11 protein-coding genes are annotated in these 16,621 nt (G+C 69.8%); 3 read left to right on the top strand and 8 right to left on the bottom strand.

Annotated features, from left to right (window positions below; translation table 11 throughout):
* Positions 1-38: 38 nt before the first annotated feature.
* Both AVKW3434_RS15230 and AVKW3434_RS15225 read right to left on the bottom strand, forming a co-directional pair.
* Complete coding sequence (locus tag AVKW3434_RS15230) at positions 39-515, bottom strand: hypothetical protein (RefSeq protein ID WP_272566525.1); 477 nt, start codon at positions 513-515, stop codon at positions 39-41.
* A 125-nt stretch (positions 516-640) separates the two neighbouring features.
* Complete coding sequence (locus AVKW3434_RS15225) at positions 641-1,399, bottom strand: TerC family protein (RefSeq protein ID WP_284406519.1); 759 nt, start codon at positions 1,397-1,399, stop codon at positions 641-643.
* A gap of 526 nt (positions 1,400-1,925) precedes the next feature.
* Here AVKW3434_RS15225 and AVKW3434_RS15220 point away from each other — a divergent pair.
* Entirely contained in the window at positions 1,926-2,363 is a 438-nt protein-coding gene (locus tag AVKW3434_RS15220; RefSeq protein WP_284406518.1) for a DUF3717 domain-containing protein, read from the top strand.
* A gap of 101 nt (positions 2,364-2,464) precedes the next feature.
* Positions 2,465-2,773, top strand: a complete 309-nt coding sequence (locus AVKW3434_RS15215; protein ID WP_284400636.1) for a putative signal transducing protein — start codon at positions 2,465-2,467, stop codon at positions 2,771-2,773.
* A gap of 163 nt (positions 2,774-2,936) precedes the next feature.
* Here AVKW3434_RS15215 and AVKW3434_RS15210 read toward each other — a convergent pair whose 3' ends face one another.
* Positions 2,937-3,497, bottom strand: a complete 561-nt coding sequence (locus AVKW3434_RS15210; RefSeq protein ID WP_284406517.1) for a YaeQ family protein — start codon at positions 3,495-3,497, stop codon at positions 2,937-2,939.
* Between the two features lie 86 nt (positions 3,498-3,583).
* Positions 3,584-4,963, bottom strand: coding sequence for an adenylosuccinate lyase (gene purB, locus AVKW3434_RS15205; RefSeq protein ID WP_272566529.1), 1,380 nt, complete (start codon positions 4,961-4,963; stop codon positions 3,584-3,586).
* Between the two features lie 104 nt (positions 4,964-5,067).
* Between purB and AVKW3434_RS15200 the strand changes: the two genes are divergently transcribed.
* Complete coding sequence (locus AVKW3434_RS15200) at positions 5,068-5,682, top strand: glutathione S-transferase family protein (protein ID WP_284406516.1); 615 nt, start codon at positions 5,068-5,070, stop codon at positions 5,680-5,682.
* Positions 5,683-6,020: 338 nt separating this feature from the next.
* Here the strand turns inward: AVKW3434_RS15200 and AVKW3434_RS15195 are convergent, their stop codons facing one another.
* From AVKW3434_RS15195 to AVKW3434_RS15180, 4 genes are all read right to left on the bottom strand, one after another.
* Complete coding sequence (locus tag AVKW3434_RS15195) at positions 6,021-6,626, bottom strand: glutathione peroxidase (protein ID WP_284406515.1); 606 nt, start codon at positions 6,624-6,626, stop codon at positions 6,021-6,023.
* A 152-nt stretch (positions 6,627-6,778) separates the two neighbouring features.
* Positions 6,779-7,981 carry an HD-GYP domain-containing protein gene (locus tag AVKW3434_RS15190; RefSeq protein ID WP_284406514.1) on the bottom strand — a complete coding sequence of 401 codons (1,203 nt, stop codon included), beginning with the start codon at positions 7,979-7,981 and terminating at the stop codon, positions 6,779-6,781.
* Positions 7,982-8,151: 170 nt separating this feature from the next.
* Complete coding sequence (locus tag AVKW3434_RS15185) at positions 8,152-13,266, bottom strand: hypothetical protein (protein WP_284406513.1); 5,115 nt, start codon at positions 13,264-13,266, stop codon at positions 8,152-8,154.
* Between the two features lie 182 nt (positions 13,267-13,448).
* On the bottom strand, positions 13,449-16,553 hold the full coding sequence (locus tag AVKW3434_RS15180; protein ID WP_272566536.1) for an efflux RND transporter permease subunit: 3,105 nt from the start codon (positions 16,551-16,553) through the stop codon (positions 13,449-13,451).
* Positions 16,554-16,621: the final 68 nt, after the last annotated feature.

Below are 16,621 nucleotides of genomic sequence, written 5' to 3'. Positions count from 1 at the left end.
TGCGCGTAACTGCTGGGCAGCAAGGCCGTGGGGGAGGATCACTCCGCCACGAACATGAACATCGCGCCCAGGCCAGCCAGCGTGCCCGGCAGGGACCAGCGGCGTGGCGATGGCTTGCGCGTGATGTTGACGGGGGCGGCCACCGCCTGGACGGGCGCCGGTGCGGCCATTTCGTCCTGCTTGGGGCGGCGTGCGTCGATCACGGGCACGGCGCCGTGTTCGGCCTGCAGCTGGGTGAGCAGATCGGCCAGCGGGCCCTTGGCCAGCACGGTGCTGGCCTGCACCCCTTCGGCCTGCAGCCAGGGGACGATCTGGCCGAACAGCTTGTCGGCCCACTTGGTGCGCCAGTTCTCGCGGGCGCTGTGGCTGACCCACTTGCTGATGCGGTGGGTCATGCGCGGCGCGCAGGCCACCAGCACCCATTCCGTTTTCTCGGCCGAGGCGCGGTGAGACAGGGGCGCCAGGACCTGCCGGGCCTGCTCGGCGTCGTCCACGTACACGATGACTTTGTTCATGAGGCTTCCTTGTGACCTGGCAGGGGTGCCGTTAGCAATGGGGAGAAGAGGGCCGGGCGAAATGGCCGGACGCCTGGCGGCGCCCGTGCCGTTTTGCCCACCGTTCGTCGTCAAGGCCTGCCCGCTCAGCCGTGGGCGGCCGGAGCCGCTGCGGCGCGGCGCGAGGCGATGGCCTTGCCGACCACCAGCACCAGCAGGGCGCCGGCGATGTGCGCGGCCCAGTACAGGGTGTCGGAGATCACGGCCAGGCCTTGCGCGTCGAGCGTGCCCAGCTTCGGTGCCCAGCTCCAGCGCTCGGTGTTGACGAAGATCGGGTCGGTGACCAGCATGCCGCCGGCGATCCAGCCCAGCAGCATGCCGCCGATGGTGATGATGATGGGGAAGCGCTCCATGAGCTTGATGACCAGCTGGCTGCCCCAGACGATGATCGGGATCGAGATCAGCAGGCCCAGGACCACGAGCAGCATCGAGTGCTCGCCGGCATTCTGGGCGGCGCCGGCGATGGCGATCACGTTGTCCACGCTCATCACCAGGTCGGCCACGATGATGGTCTTGATGGCCGCGAACAGCTTGTCGCTGCCCGCCACGTCGCCGTGGCCGTCTTCGTCGGGTGCCAGCAGTTTGATACCGATCCACACCAGCAGCAGCGCGCCCACGAACTTGAGGAACGGCAGCGCCAGCAGCGTCATGGCGAACGCGATCAGGATGACGCGCAGGATGATGGCGCCCGCGGTGCCCCAGATGATGCCCTTGGTTCGCTGGGCGGGTGGCAGCTTGCGGCAAGCCAGCGCGATGACGACCGCATTGTCGCCACCCAGCAGGATGTCGATGATGATGATCTGCCCCAACGCGACCCAGAACTCGGGTGAAGTCAAGAAGTCCATAAATTCCTCAAAAGCAATGGCCGGGAGGAGGAACCCGCTACCCCTGTAGCGCCGGGCCCCTCCGGGAACGGGGGCTGACTGCGGAGGTGACCTGAGGCACGCCCGCGTTGCGCGGAGCGTTGTTCGATAGGGACGGCCTTGATCAGCCCGCGCAGGGCCCATCAAAGGTCTCGCTCGGTCCGCCATGCCGTGCATGGATGGACCCGGCCTGCCGGAAGCTTGCGCTTCGTACTGACGACAGGACCGACAAGCCCAGCCGCCCCGGGCGGTGTGCCTGCCGGATGTCTGCTGGGTTGGGAGCTACTCCCCTTCGAAGCCGGCATTGGAACACAGGGGCGAGCGGCCGTGCAAGCGAACGTGTCCCGCGCGCCGGGACGGTTTTGAGCCAAACAGGCCCCACGCCGGCGTTTTCATTGCCTTTGCTGCTATCAATTCGTGAGTATTCTGCGGGGCAGCTCGGAGGCCGTCGGGCGCCGCGGGAGCGCACCCGGGCAGCGGTATGATCGCGGCCCCCTTTCGCACACCCATGGCCGTCCTGCACATCACCGACATCGAAGCCGCCATCAACCATTGGCGCGCCCGGTCGCCGTCGCCCGACGGCGTGACGCTGACGCCCGAGCTGGTGGCGCTGGCCGAGGTCTACGCGCTGATGGTGTACTGGCACGAGGACGAAGCCGACGAGGCGGGCTTTCCCCCCGCGGCCATGGCGGCCTGGCGCGCCTGGTACGAGACCACGCCCGACACCCCGTGCATCGCCATCTGCTCCACCAGCCAGGGCGACGAGCAGTGCAAGGGCTGCGGCCGCAGCTTCGCCGAGGTGCAGCACTGGCTGGCGATGACGCCGGTCGAAAAGCGCACCGTGTGGCGCCGCATCACGCTGGAAAGCTCGGCATGGCGTTTCAACCGCTACGCCGAACGCGCGGCCGAAGGCAGCGCCCCGGCCGAGGCCAAGGCGCCTGCCTGAACGGCGTCGGAGGGCGTTGCGGCCCCCGGTGCAGGGGGGATGGGCGGCGCCATGGCTTTCCCGCCCTTTACGGGCCGCGGGACAGCGGCTATGGTGGGTTCATGCTCCGTCTGACCCAGGCCCCCAACATCGCGATCGCCACCCTGTGGGCCGACCTGCTGCGCGAGGGCGGCATGCCGGCGTCGGTGCAGCGGCAATACCTGGGGGCCGCCGCCGGGCACCTGCCGCCCGACCAGTGCCTGCCCGAGATCTGGCTGGAGCACGACGAGCACGCCGCCCGCGCGCGGCAACTGCTGCAGGCGTTGCAGAACCTGCCCCAGCGCCGCTGGCTGTGCGGGTGCGGCGAAATGGTGGAGGGCGGGTTCGAGCAGTGCTGGCAGTGCGGCGCGCTGATGCCGCAGCCGGCTTGAGCTCAGATAGCGCCGCATGCCATCGGGCGGGCGGGCCGGCGCGGCGTGTGGCCGGTCGCACGCTGCGATGCTCACTTATTGATAGCGGTGTGCCCTAGTCGATCATGCGCTGGAGGCCAGTCAGGCTCCAAACCCTGCCGACCCGGCACACCCAGTGGCCGGGTCACTTCCAGCGCTGGGGTTCCACGTGCACGCTGCCCAGGTTGCTGCTCAGGGTGAGCGCGCCCTCCTGCACCGTGGCCTGCAGCTGCATGCTGCGCTCCGCGAGCGCGGCCAGGGCCTGCGAGGCCTCGGCGGGCAGGCGCCACACCTGCAGCTTGTCCAGTCGCGACAGCTTCGTCTGGATGCCTTTCCACCACACCTCGGCGGCATGGTGGAAGCAATACACGATCACGGCGTCCGACTTGCTGCAGGCCTTGGTGAGCGGCTTGTCCTCGGGCTGGCCGACCTCGATCCACAGGCGCTTGCGGCCGGTGAAGTCGGTCAGGGAGACGTCCGGGTCGTCCGGGTCGGACAGCCCCGCGCCGAAGGCCAGGGTGCCGTCGCCCTGGCACACGGCCTGCAGCTGGTGGGCGTTGAGGGCCAGCGCCGCCAGCCGCACCATCATGCGTTCGTCGGTTTCGCTCGGGTGGCGGGCCAGCGTGAGCGAATGGTCGGCGTAGTAGCTGTTGTCGATGTCGGCGATCTGCAGGTTCGCCTTGAAGATGGTGGACTTGATGGCCATGGGCTGGTGCTCACAAAAATATAGCAGTCCGCGCCCGATGGTGGGGCGCGGACTGGCAAAAGGGCTTCAACCCGGGCGGTGGGCGGTCAGACGCGGCGCGCCAGCTCGGCGGCCTTGCCGATGTAGCTGCCGGGCGTCATGGCGAGCAGGCGCTCTTTTTCGGCCTCGGGAATCTCCAGGCTGCGGATCAGCCCGTGCAGGGCTTCGGCCGTCACGGTCTTGCCGCGGGTGACTTCCTTGAGCTTTTCGTAGGCCCCCGGCACGCCGAAGCGGCGCATCACCGTCTGGATCGGCTCGGCCAGCACTTCCCAGGAGGCGTTCAGGTCGTCCGACAGCGCCTCTTCGTTCAGTTCCAGCTTGTTCAGGCCGGTCATGAGCGAGGTGTACGCCAGGGCCGCGTAGCCCAGGGCCACGCCGATGTTGCGCAGCACGGTGCTGTCGGTCAGGTCGCGCTGCCAGCGGCTCACGGGCAGTTTCTCGGACAGGTGCTTGAGCAGCGCGTTGGCCAGGCCCAGGTTGCCTTCGGCGTTCTCGAAGTCGATCGGGTTGACCTTGTGCGGCATGGTCGAGGAGCCGATCTCGCCGGCCTTGAGCTTTTGCTTGAAGTAGCCCAGGCTCACATAGCCCCAGATGTCGCGCGACAGGTCGATGAGGATGGTGTTGGCGCGCGCCACGGCGTCGAACAGTTCGGCCATGTAGTCGTGCGGCTCGATCTGGATGCTGTAGGGCTGGAAGGTCAGGCCCAGGCCCAGGGGCTCGGGCGTTTCCACCACGCGCTTGCTGAAGGCTTCCCAGTCGAAGTCGGGCCAGGCGGACAGGTGGGCGTTGTAGTTGCCCACGGCGCCGTTCATCTTGCCCAGCATCTTGACCGAGGCCACGCGCTCGCAGGCGGTCTGCAGCCGCACGACCACGTTGGCCAGTTCCTTGCCCACCGTGGTGGGGCTGGCGGTCTGGCCGTGCGTGCGGCTCAGCATGGGCACGGCGGCGTACATGTGGGCCATCTCGCGCAGCTTGAGCACGATGCGGTCCAGGCCCGGCAGCACGACCTGGTCGCGGCCGGAGCGCAGCTGCAGGGCGTGGCTGGTGTTGTTGATGTCTTCGCTGGTGCAGGCGAAGTGCACGAACTCGGCCGCTTTCTCCAGCTCGGGGCGGGCTTCGAACTTGCCCTTGAGCCAATATTCCACGGCCTTCACGTCGTGGTTGGTGGTCTTCTCGATGTCCTTGATGGCGGCCGAATCGGTTTCGGAAAAATTCTTCACCAGCCCCAGCAGGTAGGCGCGCGCGCCGGTGGTCAGGGGCTTGAACTCGGCGAAGCCCGCGTCCGACAGCGCGATGAACCAGGCCACTTCCACCTGCACCCGGCGGTGCATGTAGCCGTGCTCGCTCATGATCGGGCGCAGGGCGGAGAGTTTGGCGGCGTAGCGGCCGTCGAGGGGCGAGAGGGCGGTGATGGTGGACAGGCTCATGGGCGGGGATTGTAGGTGGCGCTGCCTGTAAGCTATCCAAGGCAAGACTGCCCATAAAATCAAGCGGCCTTGTCCCCGTCCCCTGCCGTGCCCGGAAGAACACCATGAAATTGATCGGATCCTCAGCCAGCCCCTATGTGCGCAAGGTGCGCATCGTGATGGCCGAGAAGAAGCTGGACTACCGCTTCATCGAGGAAGACGTCTGGGCCGAAGGCACCACCATCGCCACCTCCAACCCGCTGGGCAAGGTGCCGTGCCTGGTGATGGAAGGCGGAGAGGCCGTGTTCGATTCGCGCGTGATCGTCGAATACCTGGACACCCTATCGCCCGTGGGCCGGCTGATTCCCACGCAAGGGCGGGAGCGCGCCGAGGTCAAGACCTGGGAGGCCCTGGCCGACGGCGTCATGGACGCGGGCGTGCTTGCCCGGCTCGAGTCGCGCTGGGCCGGCCGCCAGGAGGGCGAACGCAGCCAGGCGTGGATCGACCGGCAGCTCGGCAAGGTCGAGGCGGGCATCAAGGCCATGGCCCAGGGCCTGGGCGAGAAGCCCTACTGCAGCGGCATCCACATGAGCCTGTCCGACATCGCCGTGGGCTGCGCGCTGGGCTGGATCGGCTTTCGCTTTCCTGAAATCGAATGGCGTGCCGAGCATGCCAACCTTGCCCGCCTGCTGGACAAGCTGGAGCAGCGCGTGAGCTTCGCCGACACACGGCCTGCCTGATCGGTCAGCCGCCGCCCCGGCGCGCTGACTGACGAAAAGCAGCGCCCACAAAGCCAAAAGCGCGCAACCTGCGAAGGTTGCGCGCTTTTTTCTTTGGCGGAATAAAAAAGTTGCGAAGCGTCCCGAAACGAATTTAGAGAGGGAGGGAGGAGAAGCGCTTCAGGGTTTCAGTCGAACCACCAGGGTTCAAAAGGCTTCGCAACAGTAAAGGGGTTGATCGGGGAGCGGGCGTCACCGCCTGCACTGGTTACTAGAGTAGTGACGATCCCGTGAAGTTCCAGGGGTCTGGTGGTTAAAATCATCAGAAAATGTAACCATTTCCATATCACGGAACCGTTTCAGAACGGTGACGGTTTCGGTCGCCCGGCGTCCAGTTGCTGCTCGATCGCGCGCACCAGCCGGGGGTCGCCCGGCTCCACCACGCTGGCGAAACTGCCGGCCACCTTGCCGTCCCGGCCCACCAGGTACTTGTGGAAGTTCCAGCGGGGCGCCTCGCCGGCCTGGGCCTTCAGTTCCCGGTACAGCGGCGAGGCATCGGCCCCGACGACCCGGCTCTTGGCGAACATCGGAAACTTGACGCCGAAGGTGCTCTCGCAGAAGTCGGCGATCTGCGCATTGCTGCCGCCCTCCTGGGAGAAATCGTTGGAAGGAAACCCCAGCACCACCAGCCCCCGGTCCTTGTAGCGCGCGTGCAGGGCCTCCAGCCCCTGGTACTGCCCCGTGAAGCCGCAGTAGCTGGCCGTGTTGACGACCAGCAGCACCTTGTTGCGGTACTGGCACAGCGGCTGGGGCAGTTCGTCCTGCAGGCGCAGGGGGGTGTGGCGCAGCAGGGGCGGGCAGGTACCGTCTTCCGTCGCGGACGCCGGGCCCGCGGCCCGCGCGGGAAGGCCGGACAGGGCGAGCGGCGCAGCCGCCAGGGCAAGGCAAAGGACTCGGCGCAGCATGGAGGTCTCCTGATGAAGGGGCGCCACGGACTGTGGCTGGATCACGCAGTGGGAGCGGCTCACGAACGAGTTTGGCGCAAATCGGCGGAAAAGTCCCACCCCCGCGCGCTCCATGAGGCCGCCGCTGACAGGAGCGGTCTTGAAAAACGTTCTCAGACCAGGCTCAGCAAGCGGTTCAACTGCAGCTGCACGCGCACATCGCGCTGGGCGATGGCGCCGGTCACCTTCCAGGCCGGCTGGGCGGTGTCGCGCGGAATGAGCTCTCCGGTGGGCATGCCGTTGCGGTTGAGCACCACGGCCACGCGCGGCGTGGTGGCGCTGCCGCCGCGGCGCAGGGTGACGGCGATCTCCTGGCTCACCAGCCGCACGAACGCGCCCGGCGGATACACGCCCAGGGTTTTCACCAAGGCCGAGCCGGCTTCATCCACCTGGTGCGATTCGTCGTAGTAGCTCGCCTGCATCGCCGCGGTGACAGGCATCGGCGCGCGCGAGGCGCGCGGGGCCAGGCGGGCGCCGAACACGTCCGCGCGCTGGATCAGCCGGGCGATCTGCTCGCCTTCGCTCTTGTCGGCCAGCGGGCCCGGCGAGCGGTGGTGGTGGCAGCGCACGGCTTCCAGCCACACCGGGTCGTGCACGCCCAACTGGCGCAGCAGGGCCTCGGACCGGGCGGCATGGCTTTCCACCGCGGCGATCTGGTCCGAGGTGAGCGGCTGGGCCTGCACGGCCAGCTGGTCCTGCAGCGCGGTCATGGCGATGTTCATGGACAGCGCCGCGCGCCCCGTCCGCATCACGCGCTCCACCGGCCAGCGCAATTGCTCGACGGCGACCAGCATGCACACGCAGGCCACGAGCATGGCGTGGGTGCCGCTGTACTGCCGGGTTTCGTGGCCGGACAGGTAGATAAGGGCCAGCAGGACCGCGTCGGGGCTCTGGCGGCAGTGCAGGGCGAGTTCGCGGTGCAGCGCATCGAAACGGTCGGGAAAGTCATGTGCCTGCGGCGCGCGCAGCAGCTGCGTGGCCCGCAGCTGCAGCCCTGGCCAATCGGGCGGGCCGCCTTCGACGCGGTCGCGCGAGGCCTGGGCGCCAGCGCTGATCTTCATGGAGGCGATCTGGCCGAGCGAGGTGTCGGACATCAGCATCTGCTGCAGCTGCGCCAGATAGGCGCGGTGGCTGTCGCCCGATTCGTCGGTGTCCACGCACAGCTGCAGGCCGCGCGACAGGAGGACGTCCAGTTCGTTGCGCGTGCGGATCACGTAGCCTTTTTGCGCCAGCAGCACGCCATCGGCCCCGCGCAGGATGAAGGGAAGCGGGGAGCCGAGCTGGATCGATTCGATGTTCAGCGCAACGAGGTTCATGGTGAGTCGCCGCATTATGGGCGCACGGGTGCGCCTTGAAAGCCGGCGCAATGGCGGGAACCCACCGTTGTTCGCCGGTTCCTGGTGGTGGCCCAGGGCGGTGGCGTGTGGCCGCCCCGTTCATTCAGCAGCGCCCGCGCGGGTCCGCCGGCGCCGCGCACGGCCCGCCGTCAGGGCGTGGGCCGGGACGCGTCCACGCCGGATCCGGCGCTGCGGCCGGCCGGCCGCGTGGGCAGCGGAAGGGGCTGCGGGGTCACGGGGGGCCGCCGTGGGTCGAAGTTGGGGGGCACGGGCCGCGGTACCGCGCGGCCCGTAGCCCCGACGGACTCCGGCGTGGGCAGGGGCATGGGCTGCGGGGTCGTGGGGGACCACCGGGGGCCCGCAGGCGTGGCCCGGCGTCCCGCTGCGCTCGTGGGCGGGGTAGCCCCCTCGGGTGGCAGCGGAAGGGGATTGCTCTCGGACGGCTCGCTGTCCACGCCATCGTCTTCGGGCACCCAGTCGCGCAAGGAGGGGCTGGCGATGACCGGCGGCCTGGGGAGCGGGTGAAGGGGGTGCTGGTCGTTGAACGGCTCCTTGAACAACTGGCCCAGCGTCGGGCGCCGTTGCCGCGTTGGTGGGGGTTCGACGTCCGGGGCTTGGGGCGTCTGCAGGTCCTGCTCCTCGGGCTCCTGCGCCTTGTTCACGCCGTCGTTGGCCCGGGTGAAGAGGCCTTGCGCTTGCTGTTGTGCCTGGGCCGTGAGCTTGGTGGCCTGGGCTTCGGCGCGGGCGCGCCAGACCGCCTGGGGATCGGCGGCGGCCGCCGGCTCCCTTTCGATTTCGACTTCCGTTTCAGGATCGGGCCTGGGCTCGGGGTTCTGCGCCACCGGGGCGAATTTCGGCGCCCATCGGGCCGAGTGGTCATCCGGGGCCGCGGCGTGCTGCTGCGGGGTGCGGCCCACCTGCTGGGAGCCTGCCGGCAGGAATTCGTGCAGCCGGGTGGACTCCGACGCCGCCTTGCCCTGCAGCATGCCGAGGGCAGCGCTCTGCGATGCCTCGTCCTTGGCCTTCGTCTTGAATTGCAGGTTGTTGGCGGTCCAGGCGTCGTGGCTGTCCAGCAAGGTGCGCACCTTCGCCCGGTAGCCGTCGGCCTTGGCCTGCTGTGTCTGCGCAATCGCCTGTTGGCGCGCGGCCTCGGCCTGCTGGGTGGCCGCCAGGTCCCGTAATCGTGCCGCAGCCTCTTGCTGGGCCAGTGCCTCGGCGGGCTGGCCCGCGGCAGCGGCCCGCCGGATGGCGGCCTGGGCCTGCTGGCTTTCCATGGTGGCTCGCCGGGCGGCTTCGGTCGCCTGCTGCGCTGCGGCGGCGGCTTTCTGGCCCGTCTCGGTGGCTTGCTGTGCCAGGCCCTGCAGCTTGTCGTAGGCCTCAGCCGCCTGGGGGCGCAGCTTGGTCACCACGGAAAACGTCATGCCAGGCGCGCTGGCCTGCGCAGCCTGGACCAGGGTGTCCTGCAGGCGCAGCCAGGCGCGGCCGGTCTTTTCTTCCGCCGAGGCATGCGGCACGCCGTCGCGTGCGGCCATGACCGAAACGAACTCGTGCATCCGGGGTTCGAGCTCGGCCAGAAAATCATCCAGGTCTTCGAACTCGCGGATCATCTGGGTCTGGCCGGCCCAGGTCTCGCCATGGCGGGTCGTCATGCGCAGCGTGGTATCGACCCCGCTGTTGGCCAGCTGCTTGCGAAAGTCCAGCCCAGCCCCGCGCGCCTGGGCGGCCCTTTCCGGATCGTGCCTGGATGCCGGCACCAGCCCCAGGCTGGCGTTGGCGCTCGCACGGACATCGGCCCGGTGCTGCGCCGACAGCTTGTATTCCTCCACATTCAGCCCCGAACGGCTTTCCGTCTGCACCGAGCGCGAACGCTGGTTGCTGCTGGCGACCCCCGCCTGCACGCCGACGCCGATGGCGCGCCGCGTGGCCTTGCGGTCGTGCTCGTCGCGGTCCCGCGGCCCGCGCGCGCGGACCATGGCGTTGGCGCCGATGGCCATCTCGGACGTGCGGCTGCGTTTGGTGTTGGACAGCTCCGCCACGGCCAGGGCAGGAAAGTGCTCCAGCAGGTGGGCCAGAGGATCCATGTCCGGGCCGCCCTCCGACGATGCGGCGCCCCCGTGGGCCATGGCAATGAGCGCATCGGCGAAGTGCCGCCGCAAGGTGTCCTCATGGGAGGCGGTGCGCTGCATGCGCAGGCTCACGCCCTCGGTGCGCGAGGTTTCGCCGCCGGCCTCCAGGCGCATGTCGAAGCGCAGCGCGATGCCTGCTTCGTCATCGCCCAGGTTGAACTCGTGGTCCTGGTTCCCCAGCTCGCGCCGCAGGCCCACGCTGAGCCCCACGTTGGCGTTCTTGGAGTCCGCCGTGGCGATCTGCATCTGCATGGCCGCACCGACCATGTTCAGGTCCATCGAGCGCTCGTGCCCCAGGCCGATGCCCGCGATCGGCGTGACGAGTTCCGGCGTGGCGGTGGTCACCGACACGGCCTTGCCCAGTTCCAGCCGGGCCAGCCGCGCATCGCTGCTCTTGATCTTCTCGCCCAGGCTGATGCGCTGCGACAGCGATTTCATCACTTCGGCCGCGTCGTCCGGGCCGCGCAGGTCGTTGAACAGCGTGATGGTGTCGGACACGCACAGCTCGAAGCGGTTCACGTGCACGTCCCGCTGCAGGGCCTGCAGCGCGGGCGCCGCCGTTTTCACGGCATCGGCCACCGTGCGGGGCGCGGTGCTGCCGGAGGCCGCGCCGGTGGTGGCCTCGGGCGGGCTCCATGGCACGGCCAGGGCCGCATCGACCAGGGTGCGCATCAGCCGGCCCGCATCGTCGCCCGATTCCTTCATCTGGGACCAGGCGCTCCGTACCGAAGCGGGCCAGGCGTTCTGCACCTGCTCCAGGGCCTCTTCCCGGGACGGGCGCTCGCCCTCGGGCAGGGTCTTGAGCCAGTCCTGGGTGAGCTTGCTCTCGATGGCCTCGAAGGTGTCGATGCGCAGGGACCGCAAGGCGGCCGCGGGCTTCACCTTGACCAGCAGGTCGGCCGATACCACCATCAGGTCGGCCAGTGCCCGGGTCTGCGGCGCTTCCACGCCGGCCGCGGCCCTGGCCGCTTCGGCAATCTCATGGAAGCCGCCGATGGCTTCGTGGGCGATGGCATCGGTGCGCAGGCCCCGAGCGACCTGGCTGGGGCCCACCGTGGGCGACAGCGTGCCATCGGCCAGGGCCCGCAGATCGGTGTGCTCGCCCAGCACCCTCAGGATGTGCCCGACATTGGGGCGGCTGCCACGCAGCGCTTGCCAGTCGGCGGCCAGGCCCGGGGGCAGCCCGGCCATGCCCTCGGCCCCCAGGTGGGCCTCCACCTTCTGGAACAGGTCCTTGCCCAGGTGCTTGAGCGTGTTCTGCGATGGGGGCGGCGTGTCTCCGCCCAGCCCCAGCTCCGTCAGCACCCCGAGCATCAGGGTTTCGGCCGGCGACGCGCCGGCCCCTGCGCGCGACTGCAGATCGGTGCGCAGGTCGGTGGCCGTGCGGTGCAGCGATGCCACGGCCTCGTCGCGGCGCGGCAGCATGCCGTTCTCGCCGGCGGCGGCGGTCATCTTGCGCATGACCGACTTGCGCCACATCGTCGGCTGCGCGCCGGGCAGCCAGGACGCGATGGCGGGCAGCGCAGGCGCCAGCAGCCCTTCCATGCCCGCCGAGTTCTTGACGATGGCCTTGGGCAGCCCGCCCGTCAGCCAGTTCCGCAAGCGCCCCATCCGCCCCGACGCCGCCCGCGCGTTGCGCTGGCTGGTCTGGTCGAGCGCCCCGTCGCTGAACTGCAGCAGCCGCTGGCGCACGCGGTCGTAGCTGGAGCCCTGCGCCTTGGTCGTGAACCCGTTCTGCAGGCAATGGAACGCGGTGCGCTGCGCCACCGTCCGCTCGGATTCGGGCACCGGGTGGTGCCTTGGCTGGACCAGCTCGACCGCATGCTCCACCGCGGCGCGCATCAACGCGATGTCCGCCGGGGCCTCGGCCGACCCGGGGCCCTGCTGCGGCAGGGACGACTGCAGATGCAGCATCGCCGACATGGCCACCTGCAGGGCATCCTGCCGGGTCCCGGCGGCGGGAGGGTCCGTTATCCTGGCCAGCATGCGCATGCCGCCCGGCGGCCCGGCGATCGCGCACGCCAGGCGCGACAGCGGCGCCTGCTCGGCGCGGGTTTCGCGGTCCGGTGGGGAAGGCTGCAGGGCGTCGTGCACCAGGCCGACCAGGCGGGCCGGCGGGCTGTGCGACAGGTCTTCCATGGCCGTGGCCAGCCCTTCGGGGTCGCCGGCAAAGGTGTCGCGGGCGGTGTTGATCAGCAGCTCGACGGCCAGCACGTCGGGCACCTTGGTGCCGTGGTTCAGTGCCGCGACCAGCGTGTCGGTGGCCGCCTGCAGCCGGGCCTGCAGGGGCTCGGGCACGCCCGAGAGCAGTTCGGCGACCATCCTGGCGTTGGCGGCGGTCGCCGCATCCTTGGAGCGCTGCTCGGCGGCCTTGGCGGCGTCGGTCAGCTGTTGCAGTGCGCCTTCCGTGTTCACGCGCGCGCCATCGGGCAATGCGGCCTGGGTGGCCAGGTGGATGGTCGCCTTGGCCTTCTCGGCATGGACCAGGCCTTCCAGATGGCCCAGCACGATGGACTTCGTTTCCGCCGTGGCGCTGCCCTGGCTGCTCTGGCCTCCGGCCTTGAGGCCACCGGCTTCATAGAACATCTCCAGTGCATCGCTGGGCACGCTGGCAGGGCCCTTGCCCAGCGACAGCACGGACAGCGCCTGCTGCGCCCAGTACGTCGCCGTGCCCGCGATGCCGCCGTCCCGGCCCGATCCTTCGGTTCCGGGCGACTGGCCGGTCTCCACCTGGTGCAGTGCCTCCTGCACGGCCTGCGCCAGCCCGGTCTTGGTGGCGTTGGGCAGCGGCACCCGTCCGTCCGCCTCGAACCGCGGCGCCTGCACCTGGTTGTGCCGCACCACCGGGTGCTGGGTCTGCGTTCCCACTGCCAGCGGGCCCAGGCTGGCGTTGGCCGTGGTCTTGCCGCCCTTCCAGAGGCTTTTGAGCTTGGACAGGACGGTCCGGTCCGAGCGCTGCGCCATGTTGGCCGTGGTGTAGACCGCCGCCGATCCGCGCTTGCCGCGCGAAGCGAGCCCCTCCGGCCCCTTCAGGCTGGCGCTGCGCTCCGGGGCATCCGGGACCGGGGACGCAGGCCGTGCAGGCGTGGACGGAGGCCGTCCGGCCGGCTGGATTTCCCCTGAACTGGTGGCACGCATGGTCTTGTCTCCCTTGAATTCTTCTGGAATCCCATGGTTGTATACAAGCCCTGGCGGCCTTCCCGGTGATGCGAAGCCGTGCATCTGCACGCGAAAAGGCCGCCGCGCCTTGGGCGCAGCAGCGCAAAACCTGTGCTAGAGGGGCGGGCGGCGCCGATGGCAGGACGCCGCCGCGCCGCCACTCACAGCGGGTGCGGCGCTTCGGGCGCGCGGGGTGCCTGGGGGGCTGGTGGGGGCCGCCGCATCACCCGGCGCTGGAACCACTGCGCGAAGTCGTCCACGTAGGTGAACACCGCCGGCACCACCAGCAGGCTGAGCACGGTCGAGGTGATGAGCCCGCCGATCACCGCCACCGCCATGGGCGAGCGAAAGCTCATGTCGGCGCTGCCCAGCGCCAGGGCGATGGGCATCATGCCGGCGCCCATGGCGAGCGTGGTCATGATGATGGGCCGCGCGCGCTTGTGGCAGGCATCCAGCAGTGCGTCCCAGCGGCTCATTCCCTGGTCGCGGCGCGCCACGATGGCGTACTCCACCAGCAGGATGGAGTTCTTGGTGGCGATGCCCATCAGCATGATGAGCCCGATGAGCGAGGGCATCGAAAAGCTCTTGCCCGCCACCAGCAGCGCCACGAACGCCCCGCCCAGCGACAGCGGCAGCGCCGCCAGGATGGTCACCGGCTGCAGGAAGTCCTTGAACAGCAGCACCAGCACGAGGTAGATGCAGATCACGCCCGTGAGCATCGCCAGGCCGAAGCTGGCGAACAGCTCGCCCATCATCTCGGCATCGCCCACGTCGATCAGGCGCACGCTCGCGGGCAACTGGGCGACGGCGGGCAGCTGCTTGACGGCCTCGGTCACCTCGCCCAGGCCGCGCGCGCCCAGCTCGATCTCGAAATTGACATTGCGCGAGCGGTCGTAGCGGCTGATGACGGCCGGCCCGCCCGCCACCTCCAGCGTGGCGACCTCGCCCAGCCGCACCGGCCCGCGGGCGCCGGGCACCGTGAGGCGCTCCAGCACCGACAGGTCCTCGCGCGCCGCGTTGTCCAGGCGCACGACGATGGGTACCTGCCGCTGCGCCAGGTTCAGCTTCGGCAGGTACTGGTCGTAGTCGCCCACCGTGGCCACGCGCAGGGTCTCGGCGATGGCGCTGCTGGTCACGCCCAGGTCGGCGGCGCGCGCGAAGTCCGGGCGCACGGCGATCTCGGGGCGCACCAGGCTGGCGGTGGAGCTCACGCCGCCGATGCCCGGGATGGTGCGGATGCCGCGCTCGACCGCCTGCGCGGCCGTGGCCAGGGCCTGCGGGTCTTCGCTGGCCAGGGCCAGCACGTACTTGTCGTTGGAGCCGCCCAGGCCGATCTTCACTCGCACGCCGGGCAGGTCCTCCAGCGCGGCGCGCAGCTGCTGCTCGATGACCTGCTTGCGCGGGCGCTCGCCGCGCGGGTCCATGCGCAGGGTGAGCGTGGCCTTGCGCGGGTCGCCCACGCCCGCCCCGGCGAACGGGTCGGAGCCGGCCGAGCCGCCGCCGATGGTGGTGTAGATGCTCGCCACGTGGCCCACGCGCTGCACGCGTTCGGTGGCCTGCGCCACCGCCACGCGGGCGTCGGCCAGCAGGCTGCCGGGCGGCAGCTCCAGGTTGACCTGGGTCTGCGCGTTGTCGTCGGCCGGGATGAAGCCCGAGGGCAGCAGCGGGATCAGCGCGATCGAGCCGGCGAAGAACAGCAGCGCGCCCAGCAGCGTGATCACGCGGTGGCGCAGGCACCAGGCCGAGGCGCGCATGTAGGTGCCCAGCCAGCGCGGCTCCTTCTCCTGCGCCACCATGGGTTTCATGATGTAGGCCGCCATCATGGGCGTGAGCAGCCGCGCCACCACCAGCGAGGCGAACACCGCCAGCGCCGCCGTCCAGCCGAACTGCTTGAAAAACCGCCCGGCGATGCCGCTCATGAACGCGGTGGGCAGGAACACGGCGATCAGCGTGAAGGTGGTGGCGATCACCGCCAGGCCGATCTCGTCGGCCGCCTCCATCGCCGCCTGGTAGGGCGACTTGCCCATGCGCAGGTGGCGCACGATGTTCTCCACCTCCACGATGGCGTCGTCCACCAGGATGCCCACCACCAGCGACAGTGCCAGCAGCGTGATGATGTTGATGGAAAAGCCCAGCAGGTGCATGCCGATGAAGGCCGGGATGACCGACAGCGGCAGCGCCACGGCCGAGACGATGGTCGCGCGCCAGTCGCGCAGGAAGAGCCACACCACGACCACGGCCAGGATGGCGCCCTCGTACAGCAGGCGCATGGAGCTGTCGTACTCGTCGCTGGCGATGTCCACGAAATCGACCGTGCGCGTGAGGTGCAGGTCGGGCCGCTCGGCCTGGAGCTTGTCCAGCGCCCGCTGCACGCCCGCGCCCACCTCGACCTCGCTGGCGCCGCGGCTGCGCGAGACCTCGAAGCCGATCACCGGCTTGCCGTCCAGCAGCGCGGCGGTGCGCTGCTCGGCCACCGTGTCGCTGATGGTGGCCACCTGGTCGAGCCGGATGTGGCGGCCGTCGGTGAGCGGGATGTCCATGGCACCGATCTCCTGCGCCGTCTGCACGGTGGCGATGGTGCGCACGGGCTGCTCCGCGCCGCCGAGGTCGGCGCGGCCGCCCGCGCTCTCGATCTGCACCTGGCGCAACTGGCGCGACACGTCCGCGGCCGTGGCCCGCAGGGCCTGCAGGCGCAGCGGGTCGAGCGACACGCGCACCTCGCGCGACACGCCGCCCACGCGGTTCACCGCGCCCACGCCCGGCACGGCCAGCAGGCGGCGGGTGAGGGTGTCGTCCACGAACCACGACAGCGCCTCGTCGTCCAGGCGGTCGGACGCGATGGCGAACGCCAGGATGGGCTGGGACGACAGTTCGAGCTTGGCGACGATGGGGTCGCGCAGGTCGGCCGGCAGGTCGGCCCGCACGCGGCTCACGGCCGAGCGCACGTCGTCCACCGCTTCCTGCACCGGCTTTTCGAGCTGGAACTCGGCCGCGATGGTGGCCGTGCCGTCCACCAGGGTCGAGGTGATGTGCTTGAGGCCCTGGGTGGTGGCGATGGCGTTCTCGATCTTGCGCGCCACGTCGGTTTCCAGCTGCCCCGGCGCCGCGCCCGGCAGCGACGCGGTGACCATGACCACGGGCAGGTCCATGTCGGGAAAGTTCTGCACCTTCATCGCGTGGAACGACAGCATCCCCGCGAAGGAGAGCAGCACGAACAGCATCGCGGCCGGAATCGGGTTTCGGATGGACCAGGCGGAGAGGTTCATGGCAGGTCCTTGCGGGCGGCAGCAGGGCCGCGGTGGCAACCGGGCAAAAGCATGTTTTGCTCCTTATT

The sequence above is a fragment of the Acidovorax sp. SUPP3434 genome (assembly GCF_030159015.1).
Taxonomy (GTDB): Bacteria; Pseudomonadota; Gammaproteobacteria; order Burkholderiales; family Burkholderiaceae_C; genus Paracidovorax.
This window is presented reverse-complemented; position numbering and strand designations above follow the sequence as displayed.

Excerpts from the sequence above, each read along its gene's own strand:
- AVKW3434_RS15220 (WP_284406518.1), top strand. The coding sequence starts at position 1,926 with ATGGCCGTCCTGCACATCACCGACATCGAAGCCGCCATCAACCATTGG.
- purB (WP_272566529.1), bottom strand. The coding sequence starts at position 4,963 with ATGAGCCTGTCCACCATCACCGCCCTCTCGCCCCTCGACGGCCGCTAC.
- AVKW3434_RS15185 (WP_284406513.1), bottom strand. The coding sequence starts at position 13,266 with ATGCGTGCCACCAGTTCAGGGGAAATCCAGCCGGCCGGACGGCCTCCG.
- AVKW3434_RS15195 (WP_284406515.1), bottom strand. The coding sequence starts at position 6,626 with ATGCTGCGCCGAGTCCTTTGCCTTGCCCTGGCGGCTGCGCCGCTCGCC.
- AVKW3434_RS15180 (WP_272566536.1), bottom strand. The coding sequence starts at position 16,553 with ATGAACCTCTCCGCCTGGTCCATCCGAAACCCGATTCCGGCCGCGATG.
- AVKW3434_RS15200 (WP_284406516.1), top strand. The coding sequence starts at position 5,068 with ATGAAATTGATCGGATCCTCAGCCAGCCCCTATGTGCGCAAGGTGCGC.
- AVKW3434_RS15190 (WP_284406514.1), bottom strand. The coding sequence starts at position 7,981 with ATGAACCTCGTTGCGCTGAACATCGAATCGATCCAGCTCGGCTCCCCG.
- AVKW3434_RS15210 (WP_284406517.1), bottom strand. The coding sequence starts at position 3,497 with ATGGCCATCAAGTCCACCATCTTCAAGGCGAACCTGCAGATCGCCGAC.
- AVKW3434_RS15230 (WP_272566525.1), bottom strand. The coding sequence starts at position 515 with ATGAACAAAGTCATCGTGTACGTGGACGACGCCGAGCAGGCCCGGCAG.
- AVKW3434_RS15225 (WP_284406519.1), bottom strand. The coding sequence starts at position 1,399 with ATGGACTTCTTGACTTCACCCGAGTTCTGGGTCGCGTTGGGGCAGATC.
- AVKW3434_RS15215 (WP_284400636.1), top strand. The coding sequence starts at position 2,465 with ATGCTCCGTCTGACCCAGGCCCCCAACATCGCGATCGCCACCCTGTGG.